Origin of the sequence: Paramagnetospirillum caucaseum (genome assembly GCF_000342045.1) — a bacterium.
Lineage (GTDB): Bacteria > Pseudomonadota > Alphaproteobacteria > Rhodospirillales > Magnetospirillaceae > Phaeospirillum > Phaeospirillum caucaseum.
In genome coordinates this window covers 1-25560 of sequence record NZ_AONQ01000005.1, presented here as the reverse complement: position 1 = coordinate 25560, position 25560 = coordinate 1, and the positions used below count along the sequence as shown (strand labels likewise).

At 64.4% G+C, this 25560-nt stretch carries 25 protein-coding genes; 19 read left to right on the top strand and 6 right to left on the bottom strand.

Features of this window, described 5'->3' with window-relative positions; translation table 11 throughout:
* Nucleotides 1-312 precede the first annotated feature (312 nt).
* Genes H261_RS03120 through H261_RS03110 form a run of 3 tightly spaced genes read right to left on the bottom strand, consistent with a single transcriptional unit; the run spans nt 313 to nt 3341 of the window.
* Entirely contained in the window at nt 313-831 is a 519-nt protein-coding gene (locus H261_RS03120) for a ferritin-like domain-containing protein (protein ID WP_235062855.1), read from the bottom strand.
* Complete coding sequence (locus H261_RS03115) at nt 828-1667, bottom strand: 2-oxoacid:ferredoxin oxidoreductase subunit beta (protein ID WP_008614240.1); 840 nt, start codon at nt 1665-1667, stop codon at nt 828-830. The genes H261_RS03120 and H261_RS03115 overlap by 4 nt, the downstream gene beginning before the upstream one ends.
* A gap of 3 nt (nt 1668-1670) precedes the next feature.
* Nucleotides 1671-3341, bottom strand: a complete 1671-nt coding sequence (locus tag H261_RS03110; protein ID WP_008614239.1) for a 2-oxoacid:acceptor oxidoreductase subunit alpha — start codon at nt 3339-3341, stop codon at nt 1671-1673.
* 386 nt (nt 3342-3727) lie between these two features.
* Here H261_RS03110 and had point away from each other — a divergent pair, with 386 nt between their 5' ends.
* The 8 genes from had (at nt 3728) to H261_RS03070 (ending at nt 11721) form a co-directional block, all read left to right on the top strand.
* Nucleotides 3728-4804, top strand: a complete 1077-nt coding sequence (gene had / locus H261_RS03105) for a 6-hydroxycyclohex-1-ene-1-carbonyl-CoA dehydrogenase (protein WP_040475640.1) — start codon at nt 3728-3730, stop codon at nt 4802-4804.
* A 30-nt stretch (nt 4805-4834) separates the two neighbouring features.
* Nucleotides 4835-5968, top strand: coding sequence for a 6-oxocyclohex-1-ene-1-carbonyl-CoA hydratase (oah, locus tag H261_RS03100; protein WP_008614237.1), 1134 nt, complete (start codon nt 4835-4837; stop codon nt 5966-5968).
* Between the two features lies 1 nt (nt 5969).
* Nucleotides 5970-6749, top strand: a complete 780-nt coding sequence (locus H261_RS03095) for a cyclohexa-1,5-dienecarbonyl-CoA hydratase (RefSeq protein WP_008614236.1) — start codon at nt 5970-5972, stop codon at nt 6747-6749.
* Between the two features lies 1 nt (nt 6750).
* Nucleotides 6751-7926 carry a benzoyl-CoA reductase subunit C gene (gene bcrC, locus H261_RS03090; RefSeq protein WP_040475639.1) on the top strand — a complete coding sequence of 392 codons (1176 nt, stop codon included), beginning with the start codon at nt 6751-6753 and terminating at the stop codon, nt 7924-7926.
* A 4-nt stretch (nt 7927-7930) separates the two neighbouring features.
* Nucleotides 7931-9229: a benzoyl-CoA reductase subunit B gene (gene bcrB, locus H261_RS03085; protein ID WP_008614232.1), complete on the top strand. Its 1299-nt coding sequence runs from the start codon at nt 7931-7933 to the stop codon at nt 9227-9229.
* 14 nt (nt 9230-9243) lie between these two features.
* On the top strand, nt 9244-10536 hold the full coding sequence (gene bcrA / locus H261_RS03080) for a benzoyl-CoA reductase subunit A (protein ID WP_008614230.1): 1293 nt from the start codon (nt 9244-9246) through the stop codon (nt 10534-10536).
* A gap of 21 nt (nt 10537-10557) precedes the next feature.
* The gene (gene bcrD, locus H261_RS03075; RefSeq protein ID WP_008614228.1) at nt 10558-11397 is read left to right on the top strand and encodes a benzoyl-CoA reductase subunit D; all 840 of its coding nucleotides are present in this window, start codon (nt 10558-10560) and stop codon (nt 11395-11397) included.
* 84 nt (nt 11398-11481) lie between these two features.
* Nucleotides 11482-11721, top strand: a complete 240-nt coding sequence (locus tag H261_RS03070) for a YfhL family 4Fe-4S dicluster ferredoxin (protein ID WP_008614227.1) — start codon at nt 11482-11484, stop codon at nt 11719-11721.
* 92 nt (nt 11722-11813) lie between these two features.
* Here H261_RS03070 and H261_RS03065 read toward each other — a convergent pair whose 3' ends face one another.
* Nucleotides 11814-12497: a class I SAM-dependent methyltransferase gene (locus H261_RS03065; RefSeq protein ID WP_008614224.1), complete on the bottom strand. Its 684-nt coding sequence runs from the start codon at nt 12495-12497 to the stop codon at nt 11814-11816.
* Between the two features lie 31 nt (nt 12498-12528).
* Here H261_RS03065 and H261_RS03060 point away from each other — a divergent pair, with 31 nt between their 5' ends.
* The 4 genes from H261_RS03060 to H261_RS03045 all read left to right on the top strand — a co-directional run bounded on the left by H261_RS03060 (nt 12529) and on the right by H261_RS03045 (nt 16953).
* Complete coding sequence (locus tag H261_RS03060) at nt 12529-13062, top strand: YdcF family protein (RefSeq protein ID WP_008614223.1); 534 nt, start codon at nt 12529-12531, stop codon at nt 13060-13062.
* 119 nt (nt 13063-13181) lie between these two features.
* Nucleotides 13182-15134, top strand: a complete 1953-nt coding sequence (locus tag H261_RS03055) for a methyl-accepting chemotaxis protein (RefSeq protein WP_152426679.1) — start codon at nt 13182-13184, stop codon at nt 15132-15134.
* Nucleotides 15135-15189: 55 nt separating this feature from the next.
* A complete protein-coding gene (locus H261_RS03050; RefSeq protein ID WP_008614221.1) occupies nt 15190-16398 on the top strand; it encodes a CaiB/BaiF CoA transferase family protein in 1209 nt (402 codons plus the stop codon).
* A gap of 90 nt (nt 16399-16488) precedes the next feature.
* The gene (locus H261_RS03045) at nt 16489-16953 is read left to right on the top strand and encodes a PepSY domain-containing protein (protein ID WP_008614220.1); all 465 of its coding nucleotides are present in this window, start codon (nt 16489-16491) and stop codon (nt 16951-16953) included.
* 45 nt (nt 16954-16998) lie between these two features.
* On the opposite strand, the gene H261_RS03040 is transcribed toward H261_RS03045, so the two are convergent.
* Nucleotides 16999-17394 (bottom strand): septal ring lytic transglycosylase RlpA family protein, encoded by a 396-nt coding sequence (locus H261_RS03040; protein WP_081608842.1) that lies wholly within the window; start codon nt 17392-17394, stop codon nt 16999-17001.
* Nucleotides 17395-17525: 131 nt separating this feature from the next.
* Nucleotides 17526-17834 carry a septal ring lytic transglycosylase RlpA family protein gene (locus H261_RS03035; RefSeq protein WP_008614218.1) on the bottom strand — a complete coding sequence of 103 codons (309 nt, stop codon included), beginning with the start codon at nt 17832-17834 and terminating at the stop codon, nt 17526-17528.
* Nucleotides 17835-18108: 274 nt separating this feature from the next.
* On the opposite strand from H261_RS03035, the gene cimA reads away from it, so the two are divergent.
* The 7 genes from cimA to H261_RS03000 all read left to right on the top strand — a co-directional run bounded on the left by cimA (nt 18109) and on the right by H261_RS03000 (nt 25276).
* Nucleotides 18109-19752, top strand: coding sequence for a citramalate synthase (cimA, locus tag H261_RS03030; RefSeq protein WP_008614217.1), 1644 nt, complete (start codon nt 18109-18111; stop codon nt 19750-19752).
* Nucleotides 19749-20498 (top strand): RNA methyltransferase, encoded by a 750-nt coding sequence (locus H261_RS03025; protein WP_008614216.1) that lies wholly within the window; start codon nt 19749-19751, stop codon nt 20496-20498. The genes cimA and H261_RS03025 overlap by 4 nt, the downstream gene beginning before the upstream one ends.
* A gap of 119 nt (nt 20499-20617) precedes the next feature.
* Nucleotides 20618-22291 carry a methyl-accepting chemotaxis protein gene (locus H261_RS03020; RefSeq protein ID WP_040475637.1) on the top strand — a complete coding sequence of 558 codons (1674 nt, stop codon included), beginning with the start codon at nt 20618-20620 and terminating at the stop codon, nt 22289-22291.
* A gap of 156 nt (nt 22292-22447) precedes the next feature.
* Entirely contained in the window at nt 22448-23065 is a 618-nt protein-coding gene (rpsD, locus tag H261_RS03015; protein ID WP_008614213.1) for a 30S ribosomal protein S4, read from the top strand.
* Nucleotides 23066-23105: 40 nt separating this feature from the next.
* Entirely contained in the window at nt 23106-23618 is a 513-nt protein-coding gene (locus H261_RS03010) for a response regulator (RefSeq protein WP_235062854.1), read from the top strand.
* Nucleotides 23619-23683: 65 nt separating this feature from the next.
* The gene (locus tag H261_RS03005) at nt 23684-24901 is read left to right on the top strand and encodes a tyrosine-type recombinase/integrase (RefSeq protein ID WP_008614211.1); all 1218 of its coding nucleotides are present in this window, start codon (nt 23684-23686) and stop codon (nt 24899-24901) included.
* 114 nt (nt 24902-25015) lie between these two features.
* Nucleotides 25016-25276 carry a hypothetical protein gene (locus H261_RS03000; protein WP_008614210.1) on the top strand — a complete coding sequence of 87 codons (261 nt, stop codon included), beginning with the start codon at nt 25016-25018 and terminating at the stop codon, nt 25274-25276.
* Nucleotides 25277-25560 lie beyond the last annotated feature (284 nt).

Genomic DNA, 25560 nt, shown 5'->3' with positions numbered 1-25560 from the left:
CAGGTTTCCTAGGCGTCCCTGGTTGGCAAAAATGCTAACGCCAATTGATCTATAAAGATAACAACGGTCTGGCTCGAAAAATTCGTGGCGCGGAATTCGTAATAAAATCAATTATCTAACGCCGCCCACATCAGTCCTGATGGGGCGGCGTATCATTTTCCGTTCCAGAATCCGCCCGGTTTAGGCGGAAACATTTCCATTGACCGTCATTGCCGGGGATGACGGCGGAAGGACGGAACGCGTCCGCCCCCACCACCGGGGCGGAAGAAAACGTCCCGTCCTTGCGGACGGGACGCTCCCGTATGGCTTGCATCAGTCCCCGGCTTCCCAGTTGGGATCGTCGTCGTCGTCGTCCCAGTCGTCGGGGGGCACCGGCAGTTCGTCACGGCGGGTTTGCATGGTGACGATGTGGCCTTTTTCGCGCTCCACCAGACGGGCGGCCTCGGCCTTGACCTCCGGGTGGGGAGACTTCTCCGCCAGGGCGGAGAACAGGGCCAGGGTCTCGTGCTCGTGGCGCAACGCCAGATCGAAGGCGTGCCAGGGATACATCAGGTAGTGGACCGCGTCGGGGTCGGCGATCTCGGGATCGTCTTCTCCCCACGGCACGGTTTCCGGACGAGGGCCGACCGAGGCGGGGAAATCGGCGGCATGCCGTTCCTCGATATCGGCCAGCTCCGCGAAGGCTTCGGCGGTGTCGGGGTTGTTGCACGACGCCTCGAACGCCTCGGCCAGTTCGCGGTAGCGCTCCGCCGAGCGCTCTTCCATCGCGCGCGCGACGGAGAGCAGCTCGGCGGAGGTCTTCACCGCCCCATAATCAGGGGCACGGCTCAAAGAGTGAATTCCCGATCGAGATCGGAAACCGCCGCACTGGCCTTCTTCTCCTTGCCGTAGGACGAACGGTTGCCGCGGTAGAGCACACCGCAGTTGAAGCCGTCGTCGGTCATCAGGCGGCGCGCCGCCTGGGCCGGGTCGGTGGTCGGCTCGATGTTGACGCTGCGCATGGTGTTCTTCCACTCCCGCTGCTCTTCGCGGAAGGTGATGCAGGGGCTCATGATCGCAACGAACGAGAAGCCGGGATGGCGGATGGCTTCGGCGATGATCTGGGCGGTGCCGTTCGGATCGCCCGAGAAACCCCGCGCGATGAAGTTGGCGCCCGCCGCCAGCGCGATGGCCAGCGGGTGGAACGGGGTCATGCCGGTGCCGCCGGGCGGCGCCATGGCCGAGGCGTCCCAATCCGACTCGGTGGTCGGCGAGGGCTGGCCCTTGGTCATGCCGTACACCCGGTTGTCCATGACGATGTAGGTCAGGTCGACGTTGCGGCGGCAGGCGTGCAGGAAGTGGTTGCCGCCGATGGAGAAGCCGTCGCCGTCACCGCCGGCCACCAGCACGGTCAGGTCGGGGCGGGCCAGCTTGAGGCCCTGGCCGACCGCGAGAGCGCGACCGTGGATGGAGTGGATGCCGTAGGTGTTGGTGTAGGCCGGAATGCGCGACGAGCAGCCGATGCCCGAGACCACCGAGGTCTCGTGCGGCTTCAGGCCCAGGTCGGCGAACGCCTTGGTGATGGAGGACAGCACGGCATAGTCGCCGCAGCCCGGACACCAGACCGGCTTGACCTCGGACTTGAAGTCCTTGGCGGAGTAGGTAGCGGTAGAATCGCAGCTGGACATGACTTACTTCCCCATCGACAGGAGGCGGGCGTGGATTTCACCGGGACGCATGGGCAGCGGACCGGGGCGGCTCAGGGCCTCGGGCTTGGCCGGCAGGTCGTACTCGCCACGCAGGTAACGGGTGAACTGGCCGAGATGGCTCTGCTCGACCACCAGGATCTTCTTCACGCCCTTGAGGGCATCGGCCATGTGCTGCGGACGGATCGGGGAGATCAGGCGCAGCGAGATCAGCTTGGCCTTGACGCCGTCGGCGCGGGCCCGCTCGATGGCCTCGCGGGCGGCGCCGGTGCACGAGCCCCAGGTGATGACGGCGATGTCGCCCTCACCCTCGATGGTGGCCCAATGGTTGCCGTACTCGAAGCCGGTCAGCTTGCGCTGGCGCTTTTCCAGCTGCAGGGTGTGGTCCGACGACTGCGACGACGGCGTGCCGGTCTCGGTATGCTCGAGGCCGTCCGAGGTATACTGGCAACCGTCCTGGCCGGGCACCGGCATGGGCGAAATGCCCGACGCGGTGTTGGCGTAGCGCTTGAACACCTCGCCCTCGGCCGGAGCCTCGGCCTGCAGGCGCTTGCCCACGAAGGCCACGTCGGCGGGGGCGTCGATGATGGCGCGGCTCTGGCCCAGGGCCTGATCGCTCATCACCAGACAGGCGGTCTGCAGGCTTTCCGCCAGATAGACGCCCCACTGGGTGGTGAAGATGCAGTCGCCCACCGAGTTGGGGGCCACCACCAGATGCGGCGCGTCGCCGTGCAGGCCGTAGACCGCGATGTTGAGGTCCGACTGCTCGCACTTGGTGGCGATGCCGGTCGAGGGACCGACGCGCTGCACGTCGACCACCACCACGGGGGTCTCGGAGGCGACGGCCAGGCCCAGGCCCTCGGTCATCAGCGACAGGCCGGGACCGGCGGTGGCGGTGATGGAAGCCTCGCCGCCGTAGGAGGCGCCCAGGCACATGTTGATGGAGGCCAGCTCGTCCTCGGCCTGCACGAACACGCCGCCCACCTTGGGCAGGGCGGAGGACAGGTATTCCAGCACCTCGGTGGCCGGGGTGATGGGATAGGCGGCGCAGAAGCGCACGCCGCCGCGGATGGCGCCCAGGCCGGCGCCGTAATTGCCGGTGACGGTCCAGCGCTTGGCGTCCTTGGCCTGGGCCGCGGCCAGGCGCTTGGAACCGCCCAGGGTGGCGGCGGCAGCGGCGCCGGCCTTGACGCCGGCCACCGAAGCCTCATAGGCGTCGGCGCGCTTCTTCTTCAGCGACTTGCCCAGAACCTCGGTCAGCGGGCCGACCGGAATGCCGATCAGCTCGGCGATGGCGCCCAGCGCGACCATGTTGGGACGGCCGCCGGGAATCTCCTTGGCCAGATCCTTCATGTGCAGGTGCACGATGCGGGCCCCGGTCTTGACGTAGACCTCCGGCACCTCGCCGGCGGAGGGGTCGCAGATCACGATGCTGTTGGCCGAAAGCGGCAGCTCGGCGGCGAAGCGCTGAACGCCCTGCCAGTCGATGGCCAGCATGATGTCGAAGGTGTCGTCGACCGACGTGACGGGCTCAACGCCCAGGCGCACCAGGGCGGCGGCCTCGCCACCTCTGATCTGCGGGCCGGAAGAGCGGCCGAAAAGCGCGTAGTAACCAGCCTCGGCGGCGGCGTCGAGGAACATGTTGGCGGCCGTCATCACGCCGGCGCCACCACTGCCGCACATCGCGATCGAGACAGACCCAGATCCGGAACTCGTCGTCATATTCTGTTTCCCCAGATGAGGCCCCCGAATTCCTTCGCAATGGGCCTGGCCAGTGATATTAAGCCGCCCCCGCTCCCAAGCCTTTAGACGGCTCGACATAAGGGGGTATACTCACCACTTGAGAGAATCCGGCAGTCCGTTTCCCCCGAGCGGCTGAGACTAGGTGCATACCACCCATTTGGGTCGGACCACAAGACCACAAGCTGCACTTGACGGCTAATTCGGTATTGTGGTACGCATTTACGGAATAATACAAGGGCGGTCCATGACGCGGCGACGCGGTGGGCCGGAGATAACGGGAAAAGAGAGAGGGAAACGGAATGAGTATTTCCGCCTATCGTTGGATGATGACCGGTGTCGGCCAGCCCATGGTCAAGGAGCCGATGGATCTCGCCGCGCCGCAGGCCGGCGAGGTGCTGGTGGAGATCGCCGGCTGCGGCGTCTGCCACACCGACATGGATTACTATTACAACGGCGTGCGCACCAACCACGCCCTGCCCCTGGCGCTGGGTCACGAGATCAGCGGCCGGGTGCTCAAGGCCGGCGCCGGCGCCGAAGGCTGGATCGGCAAGGCCGTGATCATCTCGGCGGTGATCCCCTGCGGCGAGTGCGACCTGTGCAAGCGCGGCAAGGGCACCATCTGCCGTTCGCAGAAGATGCCGGGCAACGACCTGCAGGGCGGCTTCGCCACCCACATCACCGTGCCCGCCAACGGCCTGTGCGAGGTCGACGAGGCCAAGCTGAAGGCCGCCGGTCTGAACCTGTCGGAGGTCTCGGTGGTCGCCGATGCGCTGACCACCCCCTATCAGGCCGCCGTGCAGGCCGGCATCGGTGCCGGCGATCTGGTGATCGTCATCGGCTGCGGCGGCGTGGGCGGCTATTCCGTCCAGGTGGCCTCGGCCATGGGCGCCAAGGTTGTGGCGCTGGACATCGATCCCGCCAAGCTGGAAGCGGTCAAGGCGGCCGGCGCCACCCTGGGCCTCAACCCGAAGGATTTCGCCAGCACCCGCGATCTCAAGAAGGAGATCGGCGCCTTCGCCAAGGCCAACGGCCTGCGCTCCACCGAGTGGATCATCATGGAATGCTCGGGCAGCGTGCCGGGCCAGCAGACCGCCTTCGACCTGATGGTCCACGGCTGCACCATCTGCGTGGTGGGCTACACCATGAACAAGGCGGAGTTCCGCCTGTCCAACCTGATGGCCTTCCACGCCCGCGCCCTGGGCAACTGGGGCTGCCCGCCGGACCTGTATCCCGGCGCCCTGGATCTTGTCCTGTCGGGTAAGATCAATGTGAAGAACTTCGTCGAGTGCCGCCCGCTCGACAGCATCAACGACACCTTCGCCGCCGTGCACGACCACAAGCTGTCGCGCCGCGCCGTTCTGTGCCCCAACGCCTAAGAAATTCAAGAGAGAGGGAGATCCTAGGTCATGAAGAAGGAAACCGCGGCCATCGTCGACCGGACGGCGCCCGCCCACCTCAACGATCACAATCTGGTCCCCACCACCGTCGTCCCCGGCGTGCTGTACGAGAAGCGCCCGGCCAAGCGTGCCGACGGCAGCGTGGCCGAGGGCCTGTATAACGCCTGGATCACGCTGGACAACCAGAAGCAGTACAACTCCTACACCACCGACATGGTGAAGGGCGTGATCATGGCGTTCCGCGACGCCTCCAACGCCCGCGACGTGTCGTCGGTGGTGTTCACCGGCGCCGGCGACAAGGCGTTCTGCACCGGCGGCAACACCAAGGAATACGCCGAGTACTACGCCGGCAATCCCCAGGAATACCGCCAGTACATGCGGCTGTTCAACGACATGGTCTCGGCCATCCTGGGCTGCGACAAGCCGGTGATCTGCCGCGTCAACGGCATGCGCATCGGCGGCGGCCAGGAAATCGGCATGGCCGCCGACTTCTCGGTGGCCCAGGATCTGGCCAAGTTCGGTCAGGCCGGCCCCAAGCACGGCTCGGCCCCCATCGGCGGCGCCACCGACTTCCTGCCGGTGATGATCGGCTGCGAGCAGGCCATGGTGTCCGGTTCGCTGTGCGAGCCCTGGTCGGCCCACAAGGCCTACCGCACCGGCATCATCATGGATCTGGTCCCCGCCCTGAAGGTCGACGGCAAGTTCGTCCCCAACCCCCTGGTGATCACCGACCGTTATCTCGACGAGTTCGGCCGCATCATCCACGGCGAGTCCAAGACCGGCGCCGAGCTGGCCGCCGGCAAGGAACTGCTGAAGAAGGGCACCATCGATCTGTCGCTGCTCGACGCCAAGGTCGAGGAAATCTGCGCCAAGATCCTGCACACCTTCCCGGATTGCTTCACCAAGACCATCCAGGAGCTCCGGAAGCCCAAGCTGAACGCCTGGAACGCCAACAAGGAGAACAGCCGCGACTGGCTGGGCCTCAACATGATGACCGAGGCCCGCACCGGCTTCCGCGCCTTCAACGAAGGCCCCAAGGAAGACCGCGAGATCGACTTCGTGGCCCTGCGTCAGGCCCTGGCCAAGGGTGCTCCGTGGACCGCCGAGATGATCGAGTCCCTGATCCCCAAGGCCGGTCACTAAGATGGCCGAGGCGATCTCCAACTGCCTGAAGGTCTGGAAGGACCGCGACGGGAAGCTGCTTCGGCTGCGCCTGTCGCGGCCCAAGGCCAACATCGTCGACGCCGAGATGATCGCGGCGCTGACGAGCGCGTTGGCCGAGGGCGCTTCGGACCAGCACCTGCGGGGCGTGCTCATCGACCATGAGGGGCCGCATTTCAGCTTCGGCGCCTCGGTGGCCGAGCACATGCCCGACCAGTGCGCCGCCATGCTGGCCAGCCTGCACAAGCTGGTCATCGCCATGGTCGATTTCCCCCTGCCCATCCTGGTCGCCGTGCGCGGCCAGTGCTTAGGCGGCGGTCTGGAAGTCGCCCTGGCCGGCCACATGATGTTCGTCTCGCCCGACGCCAAGCTGGGCCAGCCGGAGATCGTGCTGGGCGTGTTCGCCCCCGCCGCCTCGTGCCTTCTCCCGGAGCGTATGCCCCGGGTGGCGGCCGAGGATCTGCTCTATTCCGGCCGTTCCATCGACGGTGCCGAGGCTGCCCGGCTGGGTATCGCCAACGCGGTGGTGGATGACCCGGAAAACGCCGCCCTGGCCTGGTTCGACAATGGCCCGGCCAAGCACTCCGCGGCGTCCCTGCGTTACGCGGTCAAGGCCGCCCGTCTCGGCATGAACGAGCGGGTCAAGGCCAAGATCGCCGAGGTTGAAGCCCTTTATCTCAACGGCCTGATGGCCACCCACGACGCTGTCGAGGGACTGAACGCCTTTCTCGAAAAGAGGCCGGCACTTTGGGAGGACCGATAGGATGTCTGGAAAGAATAGGACCGTCGCCGACATCATGGCCGTTTGCCAGGAGATGTTCGAAGACCTGAACTTCACGTATGCCCGCAAGTGGAAGGATGCCAAGCCCGGCCGCAAGGTCGTCGGTTTCCTCCCGGTCTACTCGCCGATCGAAATGATCCATGCCGCCGGCTGTCTGCCGCTCGGCATCTTCGGCGGCGGCGACCAGATGGAAGTCATCCACGGCGACGCTTACTATCAGAGCTACATCTGCCGCATTCCGCGTTCGACCATCGAACTGGGCGTCACCAACCGTCTCGACTTCGTCGACGGCATGATCTTCCCGTTCGTCTGCGACGTGATCCGCAACCTGTCGGGCATCTGGAAGCTGATGTTCCCGAACGTGTGGTCGAAGTTCTTCGACACGCCCCAGAACTACGACAAGTCCATCGGCGGCACCTACTACGTGCAGGAGCTGAAGGAGCTGAAGGAAGGCCTGGAGGCCATGACCGGCCGCAAGATCAGCGACGCCGACATCCAGCGCTCGATCGGTCTCTATAACGAGAACCGCCGCCTGATCCGCGAGGTCTATGCCTTCCGCGCCAAGCAGCCCTGGCTGGCCCCGACCTCCGAGGTCTACGTGCTGATGCGCGCCGGCCTGATGATGGACGTCGAAGAGCACAACCAGATGCTCAAGGACTACATGGCTGCCGCCGCCAAGGAAGACCGGCCGAAGCGCGACAACGTGCGCATCTCCATCTACGGCTCGTTCTGTGAGCAGCCCCCGCTGAACCTGATCAAGTCGATCGAGATGGCCGGCTGCTACGTGGTCGACGACGACTACTCGCTGAACAACCGCTTCCTGATGGTCGACGTCCCCACCAGCGGCGATCCGCTGGAGGCCCTGGCCACCACCTATATCGAGAACTCGGTGGAGACCTCGTGCAAGTACGTCCCCGACGGCAAGGTCAAGGGCCAGTTCCATGTGGACGCGGTCAAGGCCTGCGGCGCCGAGGGCGTGATCTACGCGACCCCCAGCTTCTGCGATCCGGCCCTGCTGGACCGCCCGATGGTCTGTAACAAGCTGTCGGAAGCCGGCATCCCCTACATCGCCTTCAAGTACGCCGAAAACTCGGGCCAGATGCAGCCGATCCGCGAGCAGGCTGGCACCTTCGCCGATTCCATCAAGCTGTGGAGCTGACATCATGAGCAAGCCTGAAGCCATCAAAGAGCCGTCGATGGAAATGCAGAAGGCCATGATCGCGCGCAATTACGACGCGATCACGTCCAAGCAGGAAACCGGCCGCAAAGTGTCCTCCACCTTCGTTCCGGGCAACCTGAACGAGCTGTTGATGTGTTTCGACATCGTCAACAACCTGCCCGAAATCAACGCCATCCAGGCCGGCATGCGCAAGGCCTCGGGCGGCTACATCATGGAAGCCGAGAAGTCGGGCCATTCCGAAGACGTCTGCACCTACGTGAAGGCGGATATCGGCCAGATGTCCAAGGGCAACATCGCCCCCAACGGCAAGCCCTATCCCAACCCGGACGTGCTGATGCTCAGCTACACCGGCTGCTACACCTTCATGAAGTGGTTCGAGCTGCTGCGTGAAGAGTACAAGTGCCCGACCCTGATGCTGCACGTGCCGTACGAGGGCGACGGCCACTCCACCAAGAACATGCGCGACTACATCGTCAAGCAGCTCAAGGAAGTGGTCATTCCGGGCCTGGAGCAGGTCTCCGGCGTCAAGTTCGACATCGACCGCCTGCGCCAGTACCTGCGCAACTCGGCCAAGGCCGAGGACAACCTGGTGTGGTGCCTGGAGCAGGGCAAGGTCAAGCCGTCGCCCATCGACGCCTATTTCGGCGGCGTGTACTACATCGGCCCGATCTTCACCGCCTTCCGCGGCACCGAGGACGCGGTCACCTACTACGAGATGCTGCGCAAGGAAGTGCAGGGCCGCATCGAGAACCACCAGGGCCCGCTGACCCCCGAAGGCACCTACTTCAACGACCAGAAGTACCGTCTGATCGTCGAGGGCCCGCCCAACTGGACCAACTTCCGCGAGTTCTGGAAGATGTTCTATGACGAGGGCGCCATCGTGGTCGCCTCCTCCTACACCAAGGTGGGCGGTCTCTACGACCAGGGCTTCCGTCACGACCCCGACAACCCCCTGGAGAGCCTGGCCGACTACTGCCTGGGCTGCTACACCAACCTCAACCTGCCGACCCGCGTCGATCTGCTGGCCAAGTACGTCGAGGAATACGAGGCCGACGGCCTGCTGATCAACTCGATCAAGAGCTGCAACAGCTTCTCGGCCGGCCAGCTGATGATCATGAAGGAAGTGGAGCGCCGCACCGGCCGTCCGGGCGCCTTCATCGAAACCGATCTGGTCGATCCGCGTTACTTCTCGGCGGCCAACGTCAAGAACCGCCTGGAAAGCTACTTCCAGATGATCGAGCAGAAGCGCCGTGGCGGCGGCTCCAAGACCGTGGCCGCGTAAGGGAGGAACGAACAATGCGTTGTTTCATCGGTATCGATCTGGGCTCCACCACCACCAAAGCCGTGGTGATGGATGAGAACCTCCAGATCCTGGGACGCGGCATCACCAATTCGCGCTCCAACTACGACACGGCGGCCGCCGTTTCCAAGCAGGAAGCGCTGATCGACACCCGTCTCACCCTGTTCCGCCGGGCCCTCGGCTCGGTGCCGGAAGTGTCGGGCAAGGTCGACGAGATTCTCTCGGACCTGGAGCGGAACTTCCGTCACGTCCAGTTCCTCGAGCAGCTCGAGGACCTGGAGCAGACCTGCGTCGCCAACATCAAGGGCCCGCGTTTCGCCGGCCGCGAGAAGGTGGTGATCGAGGCCCTGGAAGGCACCTTCTCGCGTCTGCGGGACAGCTCGGCCGCCCAGTACGCCCCGGGCGTCAAGCGCAAGTCGGACTTCTTCCGCGATCTGGCCGGCGCCGAGTTCATGAGCCACGGCGAGGCGGTGTGCAAGGAGGCCGGTCTCGGCTTCGACCTGATCCTCAACGTCTATGACAAGTCGATCATCGAAGTGGAAAACCGTCCGCCGGCCGGCGACATGGAGGGCAAGTTCGTCCGCGCCCTGGAAAAGGGCACCATGACCGGTTCCTCGATCCTGGCTCCGGTGCAGTCGGCCCTGGCCATTCCGCTGGAGGAGACCTATGTGGTCGGCACCGGCTACGGCCGCGTCCGCCTGCCCTTCCCCAAGGAGCACATCCGCTCGGAGATCCTGTGCCACGGCCTGGGCGCCCACATGATGTACCCGGACACCCGCACGGTGCTGGACATCGGCGGCCAGGACACCAAGGGCATCCAGGTGGACCCGGTGGGCATCGTCGAGAACTTCCAGATGAACGATCGTTGCGCCGCCGGTTGCGGCCGTTATCTGGGCTACATCGCCGACGAGATGAACATGGGCCTGCACGAACTCGGGCCGCTGGCCATGAAGTCCAACAAGCAGGTCCGCATCAACTCGACCTGCACCGTGTTCGCCGGCGCCGAGCTGCGTGACCGTCTGGCGCTCGGCGAGAAGCGCGAGGACATCCTGGCCGGTCTGCACCGCGCCATCATCCTGCGCGCCATGTCGATCCTGTCCCGCGCCGGCGGCGTCAAGGACCAGTTCACCTTCACCGGTGGCGTCGCCAAGAACGAGGCGGCGGTGCGCGAGCTGCGCAAGCTGATCAAGGAAAACTACGGCGACGTGACCATCAACATCGACCCGGACTCGATCTACACCGGCGCTCTCGGCGGGGCCACCTTCGCCGTCCGCGCGGTCGTCAACTAATCGGGAAGGGAGGAGACACCAATGTCTGAACTTATCACTACCGGTGTTGACATCGGTTCGGGCTGCATCAAGACCGTCGTCTTCAAGGTCAATGGCGACAAGGTCGAGTGGCTGGGCAAGGAAACCGCGCGTATCCGCAACCGCGATCCCTTCCAGCTGACCAACGAAGCCTATGACCACATGCTGAAGACGGCGGGCGTCAGCCGCTCGGACGTCTCCTATGTGGCCTCCACCGGCGACGCCGAGAATCTCAGCTTCGCCACCGGCCACTTCTACTCCATGACCACCCACGGTCGTGGCGGCCTGTACCTCAACCCGGAAGCCCGCGCCGTGCTCGACATCGGCGCCCTGAACGGCCGCGCCATCCGCATGGACGGCGTGGGCAAGGTGCTGTCCTACAAGATGACCAGCCAGTGCGCCTCGGGCTCGGGCCAGTTCCTCGAGAACATCGCCCGCTACCTGGGCATCGCCCAGGACGAAATCGGCACGCTCTCCATGCAGGCCGATGACCCCGAGAAGGTGTCGTCCATCTGCGCCGTGCTGGCGGAGACCGACGTCATCAACATGGTGTCGCGCGGCATCTCGGCCTCGAACATCCTCAAGGGCATTCACGTGTCCATGGCGGTGCGCCTGGCCAAGCTGCTGAAGTCCATCGGCGCCGTGGACGGCATCGTCCAGGTCACCGGCGGTCTGGCCCTGGATGCCGGTCTGGTCGCGGCCCTCAACGAAGCCGCCGAGCAGGAGAAGGTCAACCTGAAGGCCGTGTCCCACCCGGACTCGATCTATGCCGGCGCCATCGGCGCCGCGCTGTGGGGCGCCTTCCGTCACGAAAAGCTGGCCCGTCTGGGTCAAGCGGCGTAATATGCGCGCGTTCCCCGGTCACCCGCGATCAACGCGGGGACCGGGGGCGGCCATAGTGGGGTTGCGAGGAGAGAGGAAAAACCCATGTCCCTGAAGATTACCGACGACTGCACCAGCTGCGACGCCTGCGTCTCCGCTTGCCCGAACGAGGCCATTTCCGCCGGCGACGTGATCTATGTGATCGACGCGTCCCGTTGCTCCGAGTGCGTCGGCGCCGAAGACAGCCCGCAGTGCCAGATGGTCTGCCCGGCCGACTGCATCGTTCAGTACGAAGTCGAGTCCAAGGACGTCCTGCTGGCCAAGTACAAGGCCATCCACGGCTGACCTTGAGGCCTCCGGCCAAAGGTTCGAAACCCCCGCCGGTCCGCCGGCGGGGGTTTTCTCATGTCAGGCGGGGCAGGTCGGGCGCCGCGCCTCTATTCCTTGCGCAGCAGGTTGACCCGCATGGGCTGCTCGAAGGCGAAGCCGCCGCCTTCGGCCGGCGCGGCCAGGCGGGCGAAGCGCTGGCGCATCTCGGCATCCAGTTCGGCGAACCTGGCCTCGCGCTCGGTGTTGGCCGAGACGATCTTGTCGCGGAACGCCTCGTAATCCTTCAGCACCATGGGGTGGATGTAGGTGAACTCGCTCTCCTCCTCCAGCCCGTGCACCCAGGCGCCCTTGACCGAGGCCAGGGCCGCCCCCCGCACCCAGGTCTCGTCGTCGATGGGCCGCACCGCCTCGAAAAAGGCGCCCCAAGGCAGCGGCTCGGAGACATAGACCTCGCCGCCGGGCTTGAGCACGCGGGCCGCCTCGGCCAGGGCCTTGGCCTGGAAGGCGATGGGAATGTGGTGCAGCGAGTTGAAGAACACCACCGCATCGGCGCTCTCGTCGTCGGCGGGCAGTTCCTGCCCGACGCCCTCGACGATCTCCTCGTCGGCCACCTTGGCACCGGCGCGGGCCTTGGCCAGTTGGCGCGGGCTGCACTCCACCCCCAGGACATGGGCTCCGAAGCGGGCCAGCAGGCGCACCAGCGAGCCGTCGCCGCAGCCCACGTCGATGACCCGCTTGCCTTCCAGGGCCAGGGTCTCCACGATGACGTCGGTGTTGCGGCGCTTGTCCATGGCACTCTCCACTATCTATCAGCCAACCCCGATGATGTCCGCCGCATCCCCTCCTGTCGATAGATTCGATGCCGCCATCGTGCTGGGCGCCATGGTCCGCCCCAACGGCAGCCCCAGCCCGGCCCTGGCCCGGCGGGTGGCGCACGGCGTGCGGCTGGCCCAACAGGGCCGGGTGGACCATCTGGTGATGAGCGGCGGCGCGGTGCGCCACCCCACCCCCGAGGCCCATGTGATGCGCGGCCTCGCCCTGGCCGCCGGCATGGCGGCGGAACGGCTGCACGTGGAGGACGCCTCGCTCAACACCATCGGCAACGCCCTGCTGTCGCGGCGGCTGGTCGAGGAACGGGGCTGGCGCCGGCTGCTGGTGGTCACCGATGCCTGCCACATGGCGCGCTCGCTGTACGTCTTCCACCGCCTGGGCCTCGCCGTCCGCCCCGCCCCCGCCTGGCCCGAGACGGGGCCGGGGGCGGAATGGTATATTGCCTGGCTGCGCGAGGCTCTGGCCCTGCCCTGGACGATCATCCGGGTCGAGCGACTGAAATTCACCCGGCGCCATTTGTACTGACTTGAATTCCGCTACCCATCCCCCAAATAACCTTAGACATACACCAAAGGAATACTGCCACCGCCATATTTCACAGTATTTCCACCTTCTCTTTGGCCATGATGGCAAGGTAGGCCCCCATGAGCAGACTGACGATCCGCATGCGTATCGGGATTCTTGCGGGGGCTGCGGTCGCCGCCATCGTCATTCTCGCCGCAATGATGTTCTGGGCCTTGGCGGCGCTGGACGAGTTGGATGCCCGCGCCAAGACCTACGCCGCCATCACCACCCTGAGCAAGGAACTGCAGGTCGCCAGCCTCGAGGCCCGCCGTCACGAAAAGGACCTCCTGCTCCGCCGCGAAGCGAAATACGCGGAGCAGGCCGCCAAGTCCTCGGACCGGGTCATCGCCTTGGCCTCGGAACTGGAAAAGATCCCCGAAGCAGCCGCCTTGGCCGAGACGGCGCAATCCATCAAGACCGGAATGGCCTCCTACCACAGCAAGCTGGACAGTCTTGTCGCCAACATGACCATCGCCGGCATGAACGAGCGTTCGGGCTTTCAGGGGGCGCTGCGCGAGGCGGTCCATGCGGTGGAATCGGCGGTCGCCCCCCTGGGGCAGCCCGAACTGATGGTCCACATGCTGATGCTGCGCCGACACGAGAAGGACTATCTCCTGCGCGGCCAACCCGAATTGCTGGCAAGGCTCGAGGCCGAGCACAGGACCTTCCTGGAAAGCCTCCGGCACTCCTCCGTGCCGGCCAGCCAGAAGCCCGAACTGCAGGGGCTGCTCGACGCCTATCTTAACAGCGCCGGCAAGATGGTCGAGACCGATCAGAAGGTGCGCAGGGAAATGGCCGAACTCAGTACCATCTACGCCGCCTTCGCCCCCGGTTTCGATAAGATCGCCGCCTTCGCCGATGCCGAAACCGCCCGCATCCGCCTCGCGGACGACAGCGTGCATCACCGGGTGGTGAGCATGGCCACGGGGCTGAGTCTGACCGCCACCCTGGTCTTCCTGGTCCTGGCCTATGCTGTCAGCCGTTCCATCATCCGGCCGATCCAGGGCATCACCGGTGTGATGGCCGCGCTTTCCGGCGGAGACAGGACCATCGCCGTCCCCTATGGCGACGGGGGCGACGAGATCGGCGAGATGGCCCGCTCCGTCCAGGTGTTCAAGGATGGCCTCATCCACGCCGAGCAACTGGAATCCCAGGCCCGTTCCGAGCAGGAGCGCGAGGTGCAGCGCGGCCGCAAGCGCGAGATGCTCACCGCCGATTTCGACGTGATGATCCGCCGGGTGATCGCCAAGGTGGACAACACGGTGCGCAACGTCCACGCCACCTCCACCAGCCTGCATGCCGCCGCCGAACAGACCAGCCGGCAGAGCGCGGCGGTGGCCGCCGCCGCGGAGGAAGCGACCGCCAACATCCAGACGGTGGCCAGCGCCGCCGAGGAACTGGGGGCCTCCACCCACGAGATCAGCCGCCGGGTGCAGGACACCACCCGCATCACCCAGGAAGCGGTGGACGGCGTGCAGACCGCCGACGCCACCGTGGAGGGCTTGTCCGCCGCCGCCCAGAAAATCGGCGAGATCGTCAGCCTGATCAACGACATCGCCGCCCAGACGAACCTGCTGGCGCTGAACGCCACCATCGAGGCGGCGCGGGCCGGCGACGCCGGCAAGGGCTTCGCCGTGGTGGCCAACGAAGTCAAGCATCTGGCCACCCAGACCGCCAGGGCCACCAGCGAGATCGCCGAGCAGATCGGCGATATCCAGAGCACCACTCAAAGCGCCGTCGCCGCCATCAAGACGGTGGGCGCCGCCATCGGCCGGGTGGACGAGGTGGTGTCGTCCATCGCCGCCGCGGTGGAGGAACAGAACGCCGCCACCCAGGAAATCGTCCGCAACGTGCAGGAAGCCGCCAACGGCAATCACGAGGTCACCAGCAACATCACCGAGGTGTCGTCGGCCGCCCGGATGACCGGTGAAATGGCCTCGGGCATGTACAAGGTGGCGGAGGAACTGGAGCAGGCCGGCGCCAGCCTGGGCAAGCACGTGGAAACCTTCCTCGGCAGCGTCAAGACCGTGTAGATCGGTCGAGATCGGGCATGGTATCAAGGCCGCCCCATCGTCGGCGAGAGACACCATGTCCCACTCGAAACGCCCCCTGGACGGCATCCGCGTCCTCGACATCGCCACCTTCATCGCCGCGCCCTATGCCGCCGCCATCCTGGGCGAGTTCGGCGCCGAGGTGATCAAGGTGGAACAGCCGGCGGGCGGCGACACCTTCCGCCGCTTCGGTTCCATCACCGAACGCGACGGCGATTCGCTGATGTGGCTGTCCGAGGCGCGCAACAAGGATTCGGTGACGCTGGACTTGCGCAAGCCCGAGGGCCGCGACCTGTTCCTCAGGCTGGCGGCCAGGACCGACGTCATCGCCGAGAATTTCCGCCCCGGCACCCTGGAGAAATGGGGCCTGGGCTGGGACGAGCTGCGCCGGGCCAATCCCGGCCTGATCCTGCTGCGCATCTCGGGCTACGGCCAGACCGGCCCCTACAAGGACCGTCCCGGCTTCGCCCGTATCGCCCACGCCTTCGGCGGCCTGTCCTATCTGGCCGGCATGCCGGGCGACGTGCCGGTGACTCCGGGCTCCACCTCGCTGGCCGATTACATGAGCGGCCTTTACGGCGCCATCGGCGTGCTGCTGGCGCTGCGGCACCGAGACGCCACCGGCGAGGGACAGGTCATCGACCTCGCCCTCTACGAATCCGTCTTCCGGGCGCTCGACGAGATCGCCCCGGCCTACGCCATGTTCGGCAAGGTGCGGGAAAGGGAAGGCGCCGGCACGGTCAACGCCTGCCCCCACGGTCATTTCCGCTGCGGCGACGGCAAGTGGGTGGCGCTGGCCTGCACCACCGACCGCATGTTCGCCCGTCTGTGCGAAGCCATGGAGCGGCCCGAACTGGCCGACCCCGCCAAATGGGGCCTGTTGCGCGACCGGCTGGCCGAACGGAGCGACGTCGACGCCCTGGTCGGTCACTGGACCGCCACCCGCCCGCGCGAGACGGTGATGGAGCTGTGCCTGGACTTCGAGGTGCCGGCCGCGCCGCTCAACACCATCGCCGACATTTTCGAGGACCCGCAGTTCCAGGCGCGCGGCAATCTGCAGGACGTGGCCGACGCGGTGCTGGGGAGCGTGGTGGTGCCCGGCGTAGTGCCCAGGCTCTCGGCCACGCCCGGAAGAATCGACCATCTCGGCCCCCGCCTGGGCGAGGGCAACGGCCGGGTCTATGGCGGGCTGCTGGGCCTCGGCGAGGCGGAACTGGCGGATTTGAAGGGCAAAGGCGTTATCTGAACGCCGCATGAACCAGTGGTTCAGCTCCGGTTGGGGCGGCGTGGGGCACTCTGTCTCCAGTTGAATGCCTCACCACCCGGAGATACCGCCATGCTGACCAAGACCGCCCTGATCGCCGCCACCGCCGCCACCCTCGCCCTGGCCTCGTTCGCCCAGGCCAAGGACAAGCCGGCCGGCGACACCCTGCCCCCCGCCATCATCCTCGACCGGATGGTTGCCGATGGCCACGACCTGCGCGCCCTCGACCTGGAGGACGGCCGCTATCTCGCCACCGTGCGCGCTCCGTCGGGACAGTTGGCCACCTTCGCGGTGGATGCCCGCACCGGCGAACTGATACCCGAACCCGCCCATATCAGCCAGACCACGGCGCGGGAAATCGATGCCGACGCAGTCAAGGCCATGCTGGCCGCCGCCGAGCAGGGCCACTGGAACCTGTCGGAGCTGAAGTGGAAGCACGATGCCTACGTGGTCGAAGCCCGCGACGACGGCGGTGCCAAGGCCCGCTTCCAGGTGGACCCGGCCACCGGAACGGTGACCAAGGCCACCCATCGCTGAAGCAGGACCGAAAAGCGCCGGGGCCATGTCGGCCCCGGCCCGTCTCTATTCCGTCTTCCCCACCACCTGCATCCTGACCGGTACGGCGCCCTGGGTGCTCATGTGCAGCCGCCGGGCCGCCGCCCGCGACAGGTCGATGGCACGGCCCGCCACGAAGGGGCCGCGGTCGGTGACCATGACGATCACCGACTTCTTCCTGTCGCGGCGGGAAACCTCGACCAGCGTGCCGAACGGCAGCGTCGGGTGGGCGGCGGTCAGCGCCTTGGGATCGAATTTTTCGCCGCTGGCGGTGCGGTTGCCCTTGAAGCCCGGCCCGTACCAGGAGGCGATGCCGTAGCTCTCGCCCCCCAGGCCCGCCGCTCCGGCCATCTCCGCCGAAGCCGGAAGAGACGCGCCCGCCACCAGGATGGCGGCCAATGCCGCGATCGTGATCGCTTTCATCGTGTCAGTCCTGCATCCTGCCTGCATTGAAGTGCGGGGCATTCTGCCCAGGCTTTCCTAACGACCGGTGAAGGGATACACGAATAAGAACGGAATGTAAATATACATTAAACATTTATTAAGCTTCATATTCAGTCGGCGAAGCCGATCACCCGGAGCGAGACATGGGCGGTGCCCTCCGCCACCATGCCCAGGCGCCGCGCCGCCGCCTCGGAAACATCGAGAATCCGCCCCCCGCCCGGCCCCCGGTCATTGACCCGGACCACAACGCTTCTGCGGTGTTCCGGCCGCGACACCTCCACCAGGGTGCCCATGGGCAGGCTGGGATGCGCCGCTGTCAGGTCGGAAGGGTCGAAGCGCTCGCCGCTGGCGGTGGGCCGGCCGCGATATTTGGCACCATACCAAGACGCAATGCCGAAATCGGCCGAATTATCACGCATATACGCAACATCACCGGCAACAGAATCAATTGAGGCAAATATTTCCACAGCCAATATTGTCGATATAATACATATTGTCTTCACGGAAGACATTGTGAACCCCTTCACACTTACCTTCATCAATCTCCATATTCATAGCTTATCCTCTCGACGACTACCGTGAGACTCATCACAGTTCCCAACAGGCCAAAAGCGCTAAGCCCTTGCCCAATACCCCCCGGATGGGGCATGTTTCCTCTCTTTCCCAATATTTTCCGGGCGGATCGAGATCGTCATGGCCGAGCGCGTTTACCTCTACGACACCACCCTGCGCGATGGCGCGCAGACTCAGGGAGTGGATTTCTCCGCCGCCGACAAGGTGCGGATCGCGCGCGAGCTGGACCGGATCGGCATTGATTACGTCGAGGGCGGCTGGCCCGGCGCCAATCCCACCGACGATGCCTTCTTCGCCGATCCGCCGGTTTTCAAGCGTTCGCGCCTCACCGCCTTCGGCATGACGCGCCGGGCCGGGCGCTCCGCCGACAACGATCCGGGGCTCAACGCCCTGCTGATCACCCCGGCCCGCGTCGCCACCATGGTGGGCAAGAGCTGGGACTTCCAGGTCACCGTGGCGCTGGGCATCGAGCTGGACGAAAACCTGCGCATGGTCGGCGATTCGGTGAAGCACGCCCTGACCAGGGTGGAAGAGGTGATGTTCGACGCCGAGCACTTCTTCGACGGCTACAAGGCCAATCCCGCCTATGCCCTGGCCGCCGCCAAGGCCGCCTACGATTCCGGCGCCCGCTGGGTGGTACTGTGCGACACCAACGGCGGCACCCTGCCCCACGAGATGCGGCGCATCGTCTCCGAGGTGATCAAGGGCGGTATCCCCGGCAGCCATCTCGGCGTCCACTGCCACAACGATTCCGACACCGCCGTCGCCAATTCCCTGGCCGCCGTCGAGGCCGGCGTGCGCCAGGTCCAGGGGACCCTGAACGGGTTGGGCGAGCGCTGCGGCAACGCCAACCTGATCTCCATCATCCCCGCCCTGATGCTGAAGATGGGTTTCGACACCGGCATCGCGCCGGAAGACCTGAAGAATCTGGTCTCGGTGTCGCGCGCCCTGGACGAGGTGCTGGACCGCACCCCGGCCCGCGGCCAGCCCTATGTGGGCAAATCGGCCTTCGCCCACAAGGGCGGCCTACACGTCTCCGCCGTGGCCAAGGACCCCAAGTGCTACGAGCACGTGGACCCGGCCTCGGTCGGCAACGTGCGCCACATCGTCATGTCCGATCAGGCGGGGCGCTCCAATCTGGTGGCGCGCATGGCCGAGATCGGCGTCGATCTGGAGCACGTCAGGAAGGACGGCCTGATCCGGGTGGTCGAGCAGATGCAGGTCACCTTCGATGCCCACGAGGCCACCGACCTGGTCGACCTGGTCAAGCGCCTGGAGCACGAGGGCTACGCCTACGACCAGGCCGCCGCCAGCTTCGAGCTGCTGGTCCGCCGCGCCCTGGGCCAGGTGCCGGAATACTTCACCCTGGAACGCTACCGCGTCATCGACGAGCGCCGCCGCAACGCGGTGGGAGAGTGGATCACGCTGTCCGAAGCCACGGTCAAGGTCGAGGTCGGCGGCACCGAATACATGGAAGTGGGCGAAGGCACCGGCCCGGTCCACGCCTTCGACGTGGCGCTGCGCAAGGTGCTGACCCGGGTCTATCCGGCGCTGACCGCGCTGGAGCTCAAGGATTACCGGGTGCGCATCACCGAAAGCACGGTGGGCACCGCCGCCAAGACCCGCGTCACCATCGAGAGCGAGGACGACAAGGGCCATCGCTGGACCACGGTGGGCGTCCACACCAACGTGCTGGAAGCCTCGCTGGAGGCCCTGCAGGATTCCATCACCTTCATGCTGTTCCGCTTCAAAGACGGCCAATGAGCGGCCCCGCCATCATCCTGGTCCGGCCGCAGCTGTCCGAGAACATCGGCACCGCGGCGCGGGCCATGCTCAATTGCGGCCTGACCGACATGCGCATCGTGGCCCCGCGCGAGGGCTGGCTGAGCGAGAAGGCCATCGCCAGCGCCTCGGGCGCCGACCGCGTCCTGCTGTCGGCCAGGATCTTCGAGCAGACCAAGGACGCCGTCGCCGACCTCAACCGGGTATGGGCCACCACCGGGCGCGACCGCTACATGACCAAGCCGGTGGACACCCCGCGCGAGGCCGCCGCCCACATGCGCATGGCGGAGAGCAAGGGCCAGAGGTTCGGCGTGCTGTTCGGCCCCGAGCGCACCGGCCTGGAAAACGACGACGTGGCGGTGGCCGACACCGTGCTGACCGTGCCGCTCAATCCCGATTACTGCTCGCTCAACCTCGCCCAGGCGGTGCTGCTGGTCTCATACGAATGGCATCAGGGCGGCGTCGAGGGCTCGCTGCCGCCCATGACCAAGGGATCGGAAGGGCCGGCCGCCAAGGAGAAGCTGATCTTCTTCTTCGAGCACCTGGAGCGCGAGCTGGATGCCTGCGGTTTCCTGCGGGTGCCGGACAAGCGTCCGGTGATGGTCCGCAACATCCGCAACATGTTCCAGCGCGCCAACCTCACCGGCCAGGAGATCCAGACCCTGCACGGCATCGTCCATGAACTGGTGACCTATCGCCACAAGAAGGGGAAAGTAGAATCCCCCTAAATTACGGTTTTCCACATCAAACAAATTCCATATGTGGATCACCGCAATTGTCCCGCCCCCGGACATTTGACTATTAGTCTCCCCAATAACGAAAAATATTCGTCCATCAGGGGGCACTAATGCTGCAACGCATCAGGTTCGGGGCTCGTCTATCCATACTGCTGATCATCGCCGTATCATTACTGGCGGCGGTGGGAGCCGCCGGCATGCTGGGCGGCAAGCGCGTCGCCGGCGGCCTGGAGGCGGTCTACGGCGAGCGGGTGGTGCCCATGGGCCGGCTGGCCCGCGTGCTGGATTCCGTCCACCGCATCCAGGGCGCCATCGCCACCGTGATGCAGAGCGAAAGCCGCCTGACCCTGGAACGCATGGCCAAGGACATCGAGACCCTGGACGCCGAGGCGGACCGGCTGTGGAAGGCCTACGCCTCCGACGGCAGCCGCGGCGCCGAGGAAAAGGCCTTCCAGGCGGCCTACGAGGGTTACCGCGCCTCCTACCGGCTGACCCTGAAGCAGTTCGGCGACGGCGACGCCTTCGGCGCCCGCGAGACCATGGCCGAGGAAACCACCGGCCGCTACAACGAGGCCACTACCGTACTGCGCGTCCTGATGGACAAGGAGATCGACCTGGCCAAGGACGAGTTCCTCTCGGCCATGGACACCTACCGCTCCACCAGCGCCGCCTCGGCCTGGGTGATCGCGCTGGGCGTGCTGGCCCTGGCCGGCCTGACCCTGGCGGTGACCCGCTCCATCACCCGGCCGGTGCAAGGCGCCATCGCCACCATGGGGCGGCTGGCCGGTGGCGACACCCAGGTGGAGGTGAGCGGCACCGGCCGCCGCGACGAGATCGGCGACATCGCGCGCGCCGTCCAGACCTTCAAGGACCATGCCATCGAGGTGGAAACCCTGCGCCGCAGCCAACTGGAGGCCGAGCGCAACGCCAGCGAGGAACGCCGCCTCGCCCGGGTGCGCATGGCCGACGAATTCGATTCCACCGTGCGCGGCATGGTGGATTTCGTCACTACCGCCTCGACCCGCATGGAGGATGCCGCCCGCCTGCTGCAGGACATGACCCAATCGGCCGGGCGCGACGCCGCCTCGGTGGGCCAGGCGGCGGAAACCGCCTCGTCCAACGTGGATTCGGTGGCCGCCGCCGCCGAGCAGTTGACCGCCTCCATCGCCGAGATCAGCCGGCAGGTGGAGGAATCCACCTCCATCTCGCGGGAAGCCGTCGAGGAATCCGAACGCACCAATCAAATCATGTCCGGGCTATCCGAGGCGGCGGGCCGCATCGGCGACGTGGTGCGGATGATCAACGACATCGCCGGGCAGACCAACCTGCTGGCCTTGAACGCCACCATCGAGGCGGCACGGGCGGGCGAGGCCGGAAAAGGCTTCGCCGTGGTGGCGGGCGAGGTCAAGGGACTGGCCAGCCAGACCGCCAAGGCCACCGAGGAGATTTCCGAGCAGATCGCCGCCATCCAGGCCGAGACCACCAAGGCGGTGGGCGCCATCAGCCATGTGGGCGAGGTCATCGAGCGCATGAGCCACATCGCCGGCGCCATCTCCCAGGCGGTGGAGCAGCAGGCCGAGGCCGGCCGCGAGATCGCCCGCAGCGCCGAGCAGGCGGCGCGCGGCACCACCGACGTTACCCGCAGCCTGGGCGACGCCGTCCAGGCGGTTTCGGCGGCGGGAACCTCGTCGTCGGAGGTGCTGGGCACGGCGCGGCAGCTGTCGGGCGGCGCCGCCGACCTCAGCCGGGCGGTGGAAGGCTTCGTGACCAAGATTCGGGCTTGAAAAAGCGCCGCCGATCCGTATAGTGCGCCCCTTCTCCTCCCGAGAATGCGGGTGGCCGGCCGTTTGGCGCGTCCACCCCTCCCCGCCCCCAAGGGACGGATCAGGACTATCGGGACAAACGCCAATAGGCTGATCAATTCGGCCAGAAGGAAGACCATGAGCAAGCGTATTGAAGCCAAGTACAAGATCAACCGCCGCCTGGGCGCCAATCTGTGGGGCCGCTCCAAGTCCCCGCTGAACCGCGGCAAGGAGAACCCTCCCGGCCAGCATGGCCAGCGCCGCAAGAAGCCGTCCGATTTCGGCACCCAGCTGATGGCCAAGCAGAAGCTCAAGGGCTACTACGGCAACATCAGCGAGAAGCAGTTCCGCCGTCTGTATGACGAGGCCGTGCGCCGCCGTGGCGACACCTCCGAGAACCTGATCGGCCTGCTGGAGTGCCGCCTGGACGCGGTGGTCTACCGCCTCAAGTTCGCCCCCACCCCCTTCGCCGCCCGCCAGTTGGTCAACCACTGCCACATCCTGGTCAACGGCAAGCGCGTCAACATTCCGTCCTATCGCGTCAATGAAGGCGACGTGATCGCGGTGAAGACCAAGTCCAAGGATATGGCCCTGATCCTCGAGGCCGCCCAGTCCGGCGAGCGCGATATCCCCGACTACCTGGAAGTCGACCACAAGGAGATGAAGGGCAAGTTCGTCCGCATCCCCAAGCTGGGCGATGTCCCCTATGCCGTGCAGATGGAACCGAACCTGGTCGTCGAATTCTATTCGCGCTAACACGCATTACCAAATTCTGCGGTAACGCTGGGTTTGGAACGTGACGAAGAAGCTGTCTGGCACATGGTGTTGGGCAGCTTTTTTTGTTGCGGGGGCGACGATGGCTGAGAATGCGAGGATACTGATTATTGACGACAACGTTGCGGAAGCGACGTTGACCAAACTGACGCTACAGGCGGACAGGATTGGCTACAGCATTGAGCACGTGACGGACGGCTACACTGGCATTGATAAGCTGAAGCAAGCTGCGTTGACAGAGCTTCCGTATCATATTGTAATAGTTGACGTAAATATGCCGGTTATTTCAGGTTGTGAAACACTTGAGATAATACGAAACACAGACAAAATTTCAGAAACATACGTGGTGATTTTGACAAGCTTGCAGTGCAAGACAGATTGCCCACGCGACTTGTATTTATGTCACGCAAAGAGAGCTGACATATACTTGCACAAAAAAACGACGCTTGATGATTTTGAGGCTGAGCTTTTACAGCTAAAGACTGACTACGAAAAATGTATGAAGATGACTGCGGCTAACGCCAAAGATATATAGGTCATTCTTTAGATAACAAGACGCTATACTAACACGTAGCTAACAGGCACTTTTAAGGTGCAGCTATGGACGTTGGACAGCGTGAAATTGAACTGCGTGGCGGTCGGATTGTGCTGTACACGCTGGCGAGCGACAAACGGGGCATTTGGCAGGCGCGTTTTAGACTTGGCACGGAACGCACGTTGGTGCGGCGCAGCATGAAGACGACGGACTTGGCGGAGGCGAAACGGACGGCGGAGGAGCTGTACGAGGAGCTGCGCTACAAGCAACGCAACAATCACCCGTTAAAAGATCAAACATTCAAACAACTTGCGGACGATTACGTTCGGAAGGCACAGCGGGAGACGCTGGAAGGACGCTTGAGTAAGGGACGGTTGGTGCTGGTTGAGGGCACGCTAAAACGCTACTTGCTCCCATTTTTCGGCAAAAAACCGATCAACAGCATAACGACGGCGGACTTTAACGACTACGACGACTGGCGGCTGGACTATTGGACGAAGGGCTACGGTGCGGACAGGAAGGTAGCAACGGCGGCGACAACACCATCGGCGAAAACGCTGGTGATGGAACAGAGCATGTTACGGCAGATTTTGAAGCATGGGCTGGAACAAGGGTCTTTGAAGCAACTGGCGTTTATGAAGGCGAAACGGGCAAAAACGAACAGGCGCGGCGCTTTTGACGTGAAGGAATACAGGCTGCTGATATGGACGGCACGGCAGCGCACGCGATCTGCTGAACACCCGAGGGTGAAGCGAGACAGGCAACTTTTGGAACTTTACGTGCGGCTGCTGGTTGGGACGGGCATGCGGGTTGGCGAGGCGCGTGGACTGACTTGGCGGGACGTTGAATTGATACACACGGGCAACGGCAAGCAAACGGAAACGCTGCGGCTGTGGGTGGATGGCAAGACGGGCAAGCGGGCGGTGATCGGGACGCGAGCGGCGAAGAACACGTTGAAGAAGCTGCTGGCACATTATGGTTGGAAGGACTTGGACGAGGCGCGGGCAAAGGGAAACGGGCTATTTACGAACAACAACGGCGAGGACATACACACGTTTGAGGTGGGCTTTAAGAATTTGATGGCGGCGGCAAACTTGGACACGGACAGGCACGGCAACGCGAGAACGCTTTATAGCCTGAGACACACCTACGCGACGTTTAGGCTGCTGTATGGCGGGACGGACGTTTACTTGCTGGCGCGGAACATGGGAACGAGCGTGCTGATGATTGAACAGCATTACGGACATGTAAGCACGACGCTGGCGGCGGACAAGCTGATCTGAAAACGGGCGACGAACATACTTGCTGTATGTTGGTGGGACAGATCGGGGCGGATTGCGGCGACAGCCAGGTCAGAATTTTGGAAAGATCGGTGATCACGCTGCATAAATAGTGGCATGAAGGCACGAGAGATAATTGACGCTGACGCTTGGCTGGTGCGGAAAAAGGAACGCAGGGGCGAGACGATAAGCGACGAGAGACGGCAATTGATGGCAATGATTTACAGCGACGCGACGCTGGAACGGGAACAGGTGGAGCTGGAACGGGCGAAACTTGAATTGGGGCAGATAAAGGCTGATATAATAAAAATCAGAGCCGAAGCGGAAAAATACAAAGCTGCGGCAAATGAAACTGAGACAGCCCTTAAACAAAAATAACGGTGCAATGAATTTTACTGACGGAAAAATATTCAAAAACCAAATAACACGCTGGACAGCGCGGAAACATTGGAAGTTTTGGAACTTGGAGCTTTATGGGACGGGCTATAGTTTGTATATGTATTATACAGTACTTACTTAATATCCAATTCCCAAATTCCATAAAATCCCAACAAACCACTAAATCCAATTAAATGCTTTACCAAACAAAACAATTCAAAACCAATAAAACTCTACGAATACTTTTCAATACGAAAACGAATTACATGAAACGAAACGACATA

What these genes read in the sequence shown, in the direction of transcription:
- H261_RS03040 (WP_081608842.1), bottom strand. Translation starts at nt 17,394, where the DNA reads ATGAAAGCGATCACGATCGCGGCATTGGCCGCCATCCTGGTGGCGGGC.
- had (WP_040475640.1), top strand. Translation starts at nt 3,728, where the DNA reads ATGAGTATTTCCGCCTATCGTTGGATGATGACCGGTGTCGGCCAGCCC.
- H261_RS03095 (WP_008614236.1), top strand. Translation starts at nt 5,970, where the DNA reads ATGGCCGAGGCGATCTCCAACTGCCTGAAGGTCTGGAAGGACCGCGAC.
- H261_RS03065 (WP_008614224.1), bottom strand. Translation starts at nt 12,497, where the DNA reads ATGGACAAGCGCCGCAACACCGACGTCATCGTGGAGACCCTGGCCCTG.
- rpsD (WP_008614213.1), top strand. Translation starts at nt 22,448, where the DNA reads ATGAGCAAGCGTATTGAAGCCAAGTACAAGATCAACCGCCGCCTGGGC.
- bcrC (WP_040475639.1), top strand. Translation starts at nt 6,751, where the DNA reads ATGTCTGGAAAGAATAGGACCGTCGCCGACATCATGGCCGTTTGCCAG.
- oah (WP_008614237.1), top strand. Translation starts at nt 4,835, where the DNA reads ATGAAGAAGGAAACCGCGGCCATCGTCGACCGGACGGCGCCCGCCCAC.
- H261_RS03035 (WP_008614218.1), bottom strand. Translation starts at nt 17,834, where the DNA reads ATGCGTGATAATTCGGCCGATTTCGGCATTGCGTCTTGGTATGGTGCC.
- cimA (WP_008614217.1), top strand. Translation starts at nt 18,109, where the DNA reads ATGGCCGAGCGCGTTTACCTCTACGACACCACCCTGCGCGATGGCGCG.
- H261_RS03000 (WP_008614210.1), top strand. Translation starts at nt 25,016, where the DNA reads ATGAAGGCACGAGAGATAATTGACGCTGACGCTTGGCTGGTGCGGAAA.
- H261_RS03005 (WP_008614211.1), top strand. Translation starts at nt 23,684, where the DNA reads ATGGACGTTGGACAGCGTGAAATTGAACTGCGTGGCGGTCGGATTGTG.
- H261_RS03025 (WP_008614216.1), top strand. Translation starts at nt 19,749, where the DNA reads ATGAGCGGCCCCGCCATCATCCTGGTCCGGCCGCAGCTGTCCGAGAAC.
- H261_RS03115 (WP_008614240.1), bottom strand. Translation starts at nt 1,667, where the DNA reads ATGTCCAGCTGCGATTCTACCGCTACCTACTCCGCCAAGGACTTCAAG.
- H261_RS03070 (WP_008614227.1), top strand. Translation starts at nt 11,482, where the DNA reads ATGTCCCTGAAGATTACCGACGACTGCACCAGCTGCGACGCCTGCGTC.
- bcrA (WP_008614230.1), top strand. Translation starts at nt 9,244, where the DNA reads ATGCGTTGTTTCATCGGTATCGATCTGGGCTCCACCACCACCAAAGCC.
- H261_RS03050 (WP_008614221.1), top strand. Translation starts at nt 15,190, where the DNA reads ATGTCCCACTCGAAACGCCCCCTGGACGGCATCCGCGTCCTCGACATC.
- H261_RS03045 (WP_008614220.1), top strand. Translation starts at nt 16,489, where the DNA reads ATGCTGACCAAGACCGCCCTGATCGCCGCCACCGCCGCCACCCTCGCC.
- bcrD (WP_008614228.1), top strand. Translation starts at nt 10,558, where the DNA reads ATGTCTGAACTTATCACTACCGGTGTTGACATCGGTTCGGGCTGCATC.
- H261_RS03020 (WP_040475637.1), top strand. Translation starts at nt 20,618, where the DNA reads ATGCTGCAACGCATCAGGTTCGGGGCTCGTCTATCCATACTGCTGATC.
- H261_RS03110 (WP_008614239.1), bottom strand. Translation starts at nt 3,341, where the DNA reads ATGACGGCCGCCAACATGTTCCTCGACGCCGCCGCCGAGGCTGGTTAC.
- H261_RS03055 (WP_152426679.1), top strand. Translation starts at nt 13,182, where the DNA reads ATGAGCAGACTGACGATCCGCATGCGTATCGGGATTCTTGCGGGGGCT.
- H261_RS03060 (WP_008614223.1), top strand. Translation starts at nt 12,529, where the DNA reads ATGATGTCCGCCGCATCCCCTCCTGTCGATAGATTCGATGCCGCCATC.
- bcrB (WP_008614232.1), top strand. Translation starts at nt 7,931, where the DNA reads ATGAGCAAGCCTGAAGCCATCAAAGAGCCGTCGATGGAAATGCAGAAG.